Here is a 9453-nt window from a genome sequence, read left to right as displayed (position 1 = left end):
ACGGCGGCGAGACGCCGGGAGATCCGTTGCTGCCCGGCGACGAGCCGCCCGCACCGCCCGCCGTCCAATGCCCGGGGCCGCCCGCCTGCCCCGGGATCTGCGATGTCGAGTAGCCGCCCGAACCGCCGGACGCGCCGCTGTACTCGGTTCCGAATCCCGCTGCGCCCGTTGCGCCGTACGAGCCGCCACCGCCGGGCAAACCACCCAGGCCGCCGCCCCACTGAAATAGCGTTCCGCCCGACCAACTGATCGTGCAGACTGCGCCGTCGCCGCCGTTGGTGGCATCGCTGGTCGCGCCTGCTCCGGGCGCACCGAGAGTGATGGTCAGATTGGTCGACGGTAGGTCGGCAACGCGCATCGAAAACACGCGCGTATATCCGCCCGGGCCGCCACCACCACCGCCGAGGCCGGAACCGCCCGAGGTGCCACCGCGCGCACCGCCACCGCCGGGCCCAACGCATTCGAAATCGATCGTCTTGCCGTTGGTCGGTACGGAAAACGAGTAGGTTCCCGCACCGTTGAAAATGCTCAAAGCTGGTGCGCCGCCGAGCGTTTGAACCTGCGTGTTGAGCTGATTGACGGCAGGCTGCACGTCAGCCGGATTCGAGCTCGCTGTGCCGGTGATCGGGCCGGTGACGCCCTGGGCCACCGTGTTGACGCCGGTCTGCGCGATGGCCGCGTCGTTGATCGCCTGCGATGCCTGCGCTTCCAGGTCCGCGGCCCACTGCCGCAGGAACTCGAACGGGTGCAGATCGACGCCGAGAATGTTGATGTCGATATCGGCCAGCGCCGAGGCAACATGGGCGAGCAGCAGGTCTTTCATGGCCTCGCCGACAGCGGCCATGAATTGCTGGCTCAGCGCCACGGCTAGACGGGTTCCAATGCGATATGCAGCTCGCCGAGGCTCTGCGCCGTCGACCAGGCGGCCGAACCGTACTGGCGCACCGCGACGAGTAGGAACCGCTGCACGGTGCTCGCGGTGACCACTGCGGCCGGGGAGGTGTCTGTGGGTGACATCGCGGTCGCCCCACCGAAATACGGCTTGATGTCCAGATGCACCGGAAGCACCGCCTCAGCGCCGCGGCCGTAGCCGATCACCGTGCCCGAGGTAGCGATCGTGCTGTCGGCAGTGGTCTGCGGACCCATGCGTACCTCGGCGTCGATCCGCATGCCGACAGCGCCGGTCACCTCGAGCCCGCCGGATACCCGCGGCCGATAGTTGTACGACTGTGCCGGAATCGTCAGGGCCGCAACGATGTCTCGCACACCTGAGCCCGACTCTGATAGCGCTGTGAACGCGCTGCCGGGCACCACGTAATACGGCGTGACCGGATGCAATGTCGCCCAGGCGACGTGACTGGTCCCGTCGTAGACGGGAACCTGCCCGGCGGCAGGAGAATTCGAGAAATCCGACGAGCCCAGAATGTGCCCTGTCGGACCAGTCAAACCGGCGGCACCCTTCAGCAGGTTGAGCGTCAGCGTGTAGTGCGCGGCCTCGCCCGGGCCGCCGGGGTCGACGAGCGTCAGCGTCGCCGACTGCGTCGGCGTCGGGATCGTCGCCGGATCCAGGGTGTTGACCGATACCGAGTCGATGACAGCGGGCAGGCCGGGCGAGCCCTGCGCCAGCACCGGGAGGTTTCCCCAACCACCGGCAGGTGTGAGCGTGAGCGTGGCGACACCGGTTGACGCGATATCGGTGATGTTGGAAAACCAGATTGTCCCGGTCCACGTAGCCGACCCATCCGGGTTCAAAACCAGTGTGGGGCTCGTCAATTCGACCTCCTCAATTGCTCGCCAATGAGGCGGCCTTAACCACGTTCCAAAGCGACTGGTATTTCCGCATGAGTTTCGCCCAGGGCGATTCGACTGCGGACATGTCGCCGATTTTCGCGATGATCTGCACGCGGTGAGTTCGGTCGTCGATGATCGTCGCCTCGGTGCAGTAGTCGGTGTAAATGACGTTTTTGTAGATCCACGAGACCGGGTCGCCGATACCGAAATCGCCGCATTTGATGCCGAAGAATTCGCCGCCGAAATCGTAGGGATAGCCGTCCTGCACGGTGAGCGAAAACGCATAGAAACCGCGGCTGTCCCATAGGGCTGACTCCAGGGCGATAAACTCGTCGAGCGTGTACGCGGCCGAACCGGTCTGCGCGAAGAATTCCGGGTATCCGAATCGGCCGAGGCGTAGCCGCCGCGGCAAATCCTCGAGCTGTTGGAACGCGAGAAAAACGTCGTCCAGGACGCCGTCCAGCAGGGTGGACGAGATGCCGGACGCGCCGAACGCCGCGAGCAGTTCGGACAGGATGAACTCGAGCAGCAGGTCGACGCCTTTGTTCACCCATCCGGGTGACTTGCCTCCGCCGATCATTCGATAGGCGAGTGGGTGGTGCCCGTTGACGTGCGATTCGACGATGCCGCTGCGCGGTCCGTCCTCGTAGATCACCCACGGCGGTTTCGAGTCGATGCCGAGCAGGTGAGCGATGATGCCGTCGCCGTACGGATTCGTTGCGTCGGTGCTGCCGCTGTCGGCGATGTCGGCACCGCCGAGGACGGTCAGGATCTCGCCGAGGATGGTGTCGATCAGGTCGACGCCCTCGCCGATCAGGCCGTCGAGCGCGGTCCCGGTCAGGCCGACGACGTTGCTCTTGTCCTTGACGTCGACGACGATGCAGGACTCGGTCAGGATGAACCATTCGGGGCACGGCTGCGGGTCGCCAGGCTTCCACAGATCGGCCGTTAGCAGTAATCCGCAGTCTTTGAGTGTCTGCTCGACCGCGGCGAGCACGGTCGGCATGCGGCATGTAATGGCCGTCCACTTGCTCGTATCGGTGAGCGGGTTTGTTGGTACGACGACGATCGGAACCGGATCGGTGATGTCGAGCAGCGAACCGAGCCAAGCCGCCGGGTTGAGAATGTTGCCCGCGAATTCCAGCGCCGCGCCGAGCAGTCCGGATTGCCGGATACATTGCTCGGCGATTAGTTCCTTGATATTGGTGATCGCCGGGCCGATGAACACGGCCTCTTTCGGTATTTGGATTTCGATCGGCATCCAAAATGCCGGGAATACCATCAGCTTGTTGAACCAATTGAAATCGGAGACGCATTGCAGCGTCACCGTTGAGACGCCGTTGACCATGTCGTCGGCCCACGTATCGACACGGCCCGACCAGCGCCACCCGTTGGCGGTCTCGATCGTGATCGGCACGACCGTGTACACCGCGGCTTTCGCCAGCGGCACATACGGGTCGTCGCCCTTCAAAACGATCGTTGCCGGGCTGACCGCATTCTTTTTCGGCGTATAGGTGCACGAGATGTAGTCGCCGATCTCGCCGAGCGGCCGAGCCTGGTTGTCGTGGATCGTGACGATCAGCTGCACGGCACCTTGGGGGGTGTCCTGCGCATGTGCGCGCTCGTCCGCCACACCGAACGCGGCCCAATCGGGAACCTGCGTCAGGTCGATCGGCGGTGCCGTCATTCGGGCCAGCGCCGCCAGGGGGTGAGTGACGATATAGCTGAGGTGACACCGGCCGTCGCGCCGGTGACCGTGATCGGTATCCGCACCACCGCACCGGCCGCCACCGGTGTGCTGAATCGGCCGACGAGGCGCGAATAGATGTTCGCGCCGGTGTTGAGCTCGACGACGGTCCGCTTGTTCGGGATCGTCGTAATCCGCGCTACCTCACCGGCATTGAGCGGCAATGTGATCGTGCGCGGGCCGCCGTTGTCGCCCAATTTGAAAATGCCCGGGCCCTGCAACACGTGGCGCGGCCAACCGTCCTGGTCGCCGCGGTTCCACACCTGCGAAAAGTTCGGCGGTGCGATGCCTTCCGGGTCCGCGAGCGTCGTCGCGTTGGAGGCGATGAGCTTGGTCGAGATCGAGTCGTACGACGTCCAGAACGGGAAGTCGGCGCGGGTCGCCCAGTTCATCGTGATCGAGGCGGCGTCGCCTGCTTTGATCGCGTCGCGCGGCTCTTGCAGCAACCGCGGCGTCACCCACCACTCGCCGAGGTCGGCCGTGAACCAGGTCAGGCGCCCCTGCCGCTTGGGCTCCCATCCGGCGAGCCATTCGCGATAGACCCGACGCCGGTATGCGGCGTTGCGGCCGAACACGGTAATCGTCATATCGATCTCGGCGGCGTCGTAGGTGGTGTCCAGCCATGTCACGCCGTCTTGGTGCGCGCCCTGCTGATCGACGTGCTTGAGCGGAGCGTGCAGTCCCTTGATATCGACGAGCTGCACGCCCTCACTCGGCGACGGCGGCACCGGTGCCATGCCGCCGGAGATTGGCCACGGCCGGTTGTTCGTGTCGACCCATGTCACGATCGAGTCGGCGTCCGACAACAGCGATTGCAGCGCCCCCGTCGTCGGCGGATTCGACGGCGTGATCAGGGTGCCCGTCATCGCGGGGTGCCACCGGCGTACACGTTGAGCTCACGCGCGACCGCGCGAGCGTCGGCCATGCCGTCACCATGGGTATGCCAGTTCTCGACATTCAGTAGCGGTGCCGTACGCCCCTCGCCGCCGAAGCGTCGCGGTTGCTCGGCCGGGCCGAGCTTCGGCTGATTCACCACCAGCTCGGGCACGCCGGTCTTGTTGTTGACGATGCTGAGCCCGGGCGGGATCAAGCCGCCGTTGTCGTGCGTCGCGGGCAGATCGTCGGAGAGGTCGTCGGGGTCGATCTTCTCCCATGGCCATACCGGCCGCCCCTGCACTTTGAGATTGCCGAGTTGTCCGGCGATACGCAGCAACGGCGACTTGTTCGGATCGGCGATCAGCGTGTCCTGCAATCCGGCCGTCTCGAGGAACGCGTTCGCGGCGATACCGCCCGCGCGCTCGCCGAGCTGCTCGAACGTCAGAAGACCACCGGTCGACGAGTCGCCGCTCTTACCGCTCTTGCTCGTCGATGACGACGACGCTTTATCTTTCTGCTCCTGCGCTTTCGCCCGGTAGTCCTCGGCCGATTTGCGCGACTTGTCCGCGGCCTCGTGCGCCTTGGTCGCCTTGTCGTTGTAGGACTTGACGGCATTGAGGTGGCGGTCGCGGGCCGCGCCCGTGGACTTGTCGGCGAGTTCCTGGGCGTGCCGGGCCTGCTCCTCATATTCGCCCGCCTTTTTGTCGTGCTCGACCGCGGCCTCGTCGGCGTCCTTGGCCTTCTTCTCGCTGTTCTCGGCCGCCTTGCTGTACTTCTCGGCGGTGCTGGTTCCTGTGCTGGTGCCTGACTTGGCAGCGGTGTAGGGCGGCCGGAACATGCTTGGGTCGGCGTGGAATTGCGCAGTGAACTGCGGATCAAACGCGCTGACCGCGTCCGCTCCGTAGCGGATGTGCTCGCCTTCCTTGCGCGCCTCGATGTTCTTGCCGAGGATCGTTGCCGCCGCATGTTCGGCGTTCGCGCCGATCGCGAACACGTCGTTCTTGCTCGCGCCGGGTAGGACGTGTGGCCATTGTCCGGCGAGCAGCGAGTGTGTATCGCCGAGGCGGGCGGTTGGATTGGTGACGCCGAATGCGAGTTGGAGCGCGTCGCCGATCAGGCCCGTGCAGTCCACGCCTGCAGCCAAGTCTGAGCCGCCCCAGGCGTACATCGTGTTGAGGTGCTCGCGCACCTGGGCGAGTGCGATCTCGGGGCCGCTCGCGGGTTTGTCACCAGCAATGCCGCCGGTCGCGTAGCCGACGATGCCGCCACCGGCGTACCCCTTCGGCGGCATGTTCGGGTTCGCCTGCTGCACATTGGCGATATCGCCGTATGTCGCCCGGATGTAGTTGATGCCCGCGACGATGTTCGCGACCGGGTCATAGATGTTGTCCGGCAGGCTCTTATCGCGGAACCGTTCGAACGTTGAGCCGATCGTCTGCATGAGACCGCGCGACGGGTCGCCTCGCTGGGCATTGATGTCGGTCGTGTTGATCGCGTTCGGATTTCCGCCGCTTTCGCGGCCGATCAGCGTTTGCAATCCGGGGGTCCAGCCCGGGCCGACGCCGGTGATCGCGATTGCCTGCGCGATCCAGCCCATGAGGTCGGGCGAGCCGACGAATGGCACGCCGTTCGCGCCGCCGAGGCCGATCCAGCTCTTGGCCTTTTCGATGACGGCGTCGACGAACTTGCCGGGCATGGAGATCAGCATGTCGCGCCACTGCGAAGTGCCGCCGTCGCTGCCGCCGTCCGGTGTGCCGAGCGCCTTGTCGAGAATCGGCGCGAACAGATCCTTGACCGCGGCGACCGGATCGGATGCCATGTGGGCGGCGAACTTCGCGGCGTCGACGGCGTCGCCTACAGCATCCTTGGCCCAATCGACGATGCCGCCGAAGATGCCGCCGCCTTCGAATCTCGGTGCGCCGGTGGTGTTCGCGCTGGCTCGGCCGCTGGAATACATCGCGTTCAATGCCAGGAAGTTCGCGGGCCCGATCGCCTGCACCAGCTCGGGCACGGCCACGCCTTCGCCGGGCGACAGAACCGCATTGACGATGTCCTGCCCGGGCGCGTAGCCGGGCAGGATGCCGGGGCCGGAGTGGATGCCGCCGAGTGCGTAGTGCGGGATCTTGGACGTGTCGACCGGCGACAATTCGCCGAGATGGAACACGCCAGCAATGCCGTTCCACAGCTTGACGATGCCGTTGTTGTAGACGAGATCGATCACAGCGACCGCGGGCGTGCCGACGATTTTCTCGATCCGCCCCCACTGATCGCCCACCCAATCGACGGTTGCCTTGAAAGCGTCCTTCACGGTGCCGAGCGCGCCCGAAATCCCTTGCGACACTGGCGATATCACGTGATCGTAGAGCCACGAGAACGCCTCGCCCCAGGTTTCAATGCCCGCCTTGATGAACCCGACGTAGGGCTGAATTATCTTGTCGTACACCCAGGTCCACAACGCGCCGATCGCATCAAACTTCGGTTTGAGGATCTCGTCATACAGCCACACCGCGATGTCGGCCCAGAAATGGAAGCCATCGACAATGAAGCCGATATAGGGCTTGATCAGGTCATTCCACAGGAAATTCCATACCGCGGTGACGCCGTTGCGGAACCAATCGAAATGGTTCCACGCGTAAATCACTCCGGCGACCAGGGCGGCGAGACCAGCGATAACCAGGCCGATCGGGTTGGCGTCCATCGCAGCGTTCAGCAGCCACGTTGCAGCGGCCATCCCCTTCTGTGCGATACCTGCGGCGATCGCCGCGCCCTCGACGGCCACGAACGACACGACGACGCGCGCGTTCTGCACTACCCAGGCACCGGCCGTCTCAGCGGCGCTGACCAGTGCGGCGGCCTTGGTCGCGACAAACGCGCCAACCGCCTTCGCCTGCATGGCGACCCATCCGGCACCGGCGGTTGCCTGCGCAGCGACCCACGCGCCAGCGCTGGCGGCGGCCTCGGCGGCGGCGGCCGTCTTCGTCGCAACGAACGACGCCGCGGCTCTCGTCTGTGCGACCACCCATGCCGCAGCGGCCCTCGCGGCGTTGGCCGTCCATGCGGCAGCCGTTTGGATGGCCTCGGTTGCGGCGGATACCTTCGCCGCAACGAAATCCTTGGCGGCCTGCACCTTGAATCGGCCTGTCCAATTCCAGTAATCCCTGGTCGCCTGCGCTGCGGTGGATGCGCCGGACGAGATTGCGCCCCAGCTTCGCCCGACAAAACTCGCGGCCGAGCTGATGCCCTCGATGCTCGACTTGACGAGGCTGAATGTGCCGCTCGCGACTTTCCAGGCCAGCCACCCGGCGGCGATACCGCCGATGGTGACAATCAGCCCGTCGCCGACCTTCTTGTGTTCCTGCAGCCAGTTCGCGCCATCTTTGAGCCCGGCAACCATCTTGGTTGCCGCCGGTAGCAGGTCGTTGCCGATCTGGATAGCCGCGGCACCGACCGAGCCTTTGAACTCATGTAGTTGCTGGTTGAACGTCGATTGTGTGTCGTGCCAATGCAGTACGCTGCCGTCGGCCTCCTGTGTGGCCGCACCGATATCGCGAATGGCCTGATTGGCGGACTCGGCGTTTTCGCCGGTGAGCATCGTTGCGACGCGATATGAGGCCATATCGCCGGTCGCCTTCTGCATCGCTGCGGCAAAAGTCTGCTGAGCGTCGCCGCCCTTTTTCAGCAAGTCGTTGAAGCCGTTTGCCGTTGTGTGCACCGAAAGCCATTGATCGACAAGCTTTTTCATATCGACCGTCAAACCGCCCGCAGTCTTGCGGTACTCGGCGAACGACAGTTGATTGTTGGTGATCGCCTCGGCGACCTTCTGAGCCGGGCCGGGCAGCGCCGCGAACATCGTGTTCGCGTCCTGGGTGGCGAGCTGCGATTTCTTGAAGGTGTCGAGCATGACCGTTCCGGCCGGGCCCATGTGTTGCATGATCGCCTCGGCGACCTGCTGCACGGTGCCCGCGATACCGGTCTTGCCGAGGTTCGCCTGTAGATCATGCGCAGACAGGCCGAGTTGCTCGATTTCCGAGCGCATTGGGCCCGTCATCGAATTGAAGTGCGTAATAGCGTCGTTCAGGTTCTGCGAGGCTTGCCTCGCCGACATGCCATGGATGGTCATCGATGCGAGTGCACCGGTGACATCTTCGATGGACATGCCCGCGGTACTCGCCTGTGGAAGCACCTGCGACAGCGCGCCGGTGAATTCCTCGAACGTCGCCTTGCCGTGACCGACAGCGCTGATCAGTTGCGAGGTCACGCGCGCGGCCTGGTCGGCTGGTAGGTGATAGTCGGTGAGCGCGGTCGTCACGGCGTCGACGACCGGCGTGAGCTCGGAACCTTCCTCGCGTGCACCCTGCGCGGCGGCCTGCATGATCTTCAGACCATCGGCGCCATGGAAACCGCCGGACTCGACGGTGTACATGGCCTTGGACAGCTCTTGTGAGCTGTAGCCGACCTTGCCCGCCATGTCCAACAGACCCTGGCTCACCAGCTCGAGGTGCTCGCGCGTCTCGCCCGCGGTCGTGACGAGCCGCTCTTGCGAGGCCTCGAAATCGCCAGCACTCCTGACGCTTTCGGCCGCGCCTAGTGCGAACGCGCCGAATCCGAGCAGCGCCGCCGACTTCAGTCCGGCGGCTAGGGTTCCGGTCCGGGCCGCCGCGGTTTCCTGCCGCGCGGTGAGGGTCTCTTGTGCGCGCGTCTCATTGTTGGTGGCTGCCACCACTTCGGCCGACGCTGCGATCTGGGCGCGTTTTGCGCGTTCGAGACGTTCCTCGGCCGCAACGACTTTCGTGCTGTCAGCCGCATACTTGGCGCGCGCCTCGGCGAGCTGTGTCTCGGCGACGCGAACGCGGCCCGCCGCGTCGGCCTCGGTGTCGTGGGCTTTCGCCGCGCGCGCCGAAGCCGACTCGAGCGCACCCGTTGCCGCATTGACCTGCGCCGTCATCGACGCTGTCATGCCCGAAGTCGTGCCCATGACTTGGCGTTTGAACGCGTCGGCGAAGCTGTCGCCCGCCTTCGTGCCCGCCTCGGTGGCCTGC

Annotated in this window: 6 protein-coding genes and 1 pseudogene; 1 reads left to right on the top strand and 6 read right to left on the bottom strand. The window is 65.1% G+C overall.

Annotated elements, in window-relative coordinates; all coding sequences use genetic code 11:
* The 6 genes and pseudogenes from NP3_RS09305 to NP3_RS51415 all read right to left on the bottom strand — a co-directional run.
* Positions 1–865 (bottom strand): glycine-rich domain-containing protein (locus NP3_RS09305; protein WP_444980787.1); only part of this gene is annotated, 865 nt, incomplete at its 3' end.
* A gap of 2 nt (positions 866–867) precedes the next feature.
* The gene (locus tag NP3_RS09300) at positions 868–1773 is read right to left on the bottom strand and encodes a hypothetical protein (protein ID WP_157124210.1); all 906 of its coding nucleotides are present in this window, start codon (positions 1771–1773) and stop codon (positions 868–870) included.
* 10 nt (positions 1774–1783) lie between these two features.
* Positions 1784–3478 carry a Gp37-like protein gene (locus NP3_RS09295; RefSeq protein ID WP_063039731.1) on the bottom strand — a complete coding sequence of 565 codons (1695 nt, stop codon included), beginning with the start codon at positions 3476–3478 and terminating at the stop codon, positions 1784–1786.
* A complete protein-coding gene (locus tag NP3_RS09290; RefSeq protein ID WP_063039729.1) occupies positions 3475–4404 on the bottom strand; it encodes a phage tail family protein in 930 nt (309 codons plus the stop codon). Before NP3_RS09290 ends, NP3_RS09295 begins: the two co-directional genes overlap by 4 nt.
* Positions 4401–8264, bottom strand: coding sequence for a transglycosylase SLT domain-containing protein (locus NP3_RS09285; protein WP_245720864.1), 3864 nt, complete (start codon positions 8262–8264; stop codon positions 4401–4403). Before NP3_RS09285 ends, NP3_RS09290 begins: the two co-directional genes overlap by 4 nt.
* A 90-nt stretch (positions 8265–8354) precedes the next feature.
* Positions 8355–9134 (bottom strand): annotated as a pseudogene (locus NP3_RS51415) (phage tail tape measure protein); the annotation flags it as partial.
* A gap of 70 nt (positions 9135–9204) precedes the next feature.
* On the opposite strand from NP3_RS51415, the gene NP3_RS50320 reads away from it, so the two are divergent.
* A partial coding sequence (locus NP3_RS50320; protein ID WP_169814463.1) for a hypothetical protein occupies positions 9205–9453 on the top strand: 249 nt, incomplete at its 3' end.

The organism is Nocardia pseudovaccinii NBRC 100343 (genome assembly GCF_001613225.1).
In the GTDB taxonomy this organism is placed as follows: Bacteria; Actinomycetota; Actinomycetes; order Mycobacteriales; family Mycobacteriaceae; genus Nocardia; species Nocardia pseudovaccinii.
Note: the sequence above shows the minus strand (reverse complement) of the source record. Positions and strands in the feature narration are given on the sequence as shown.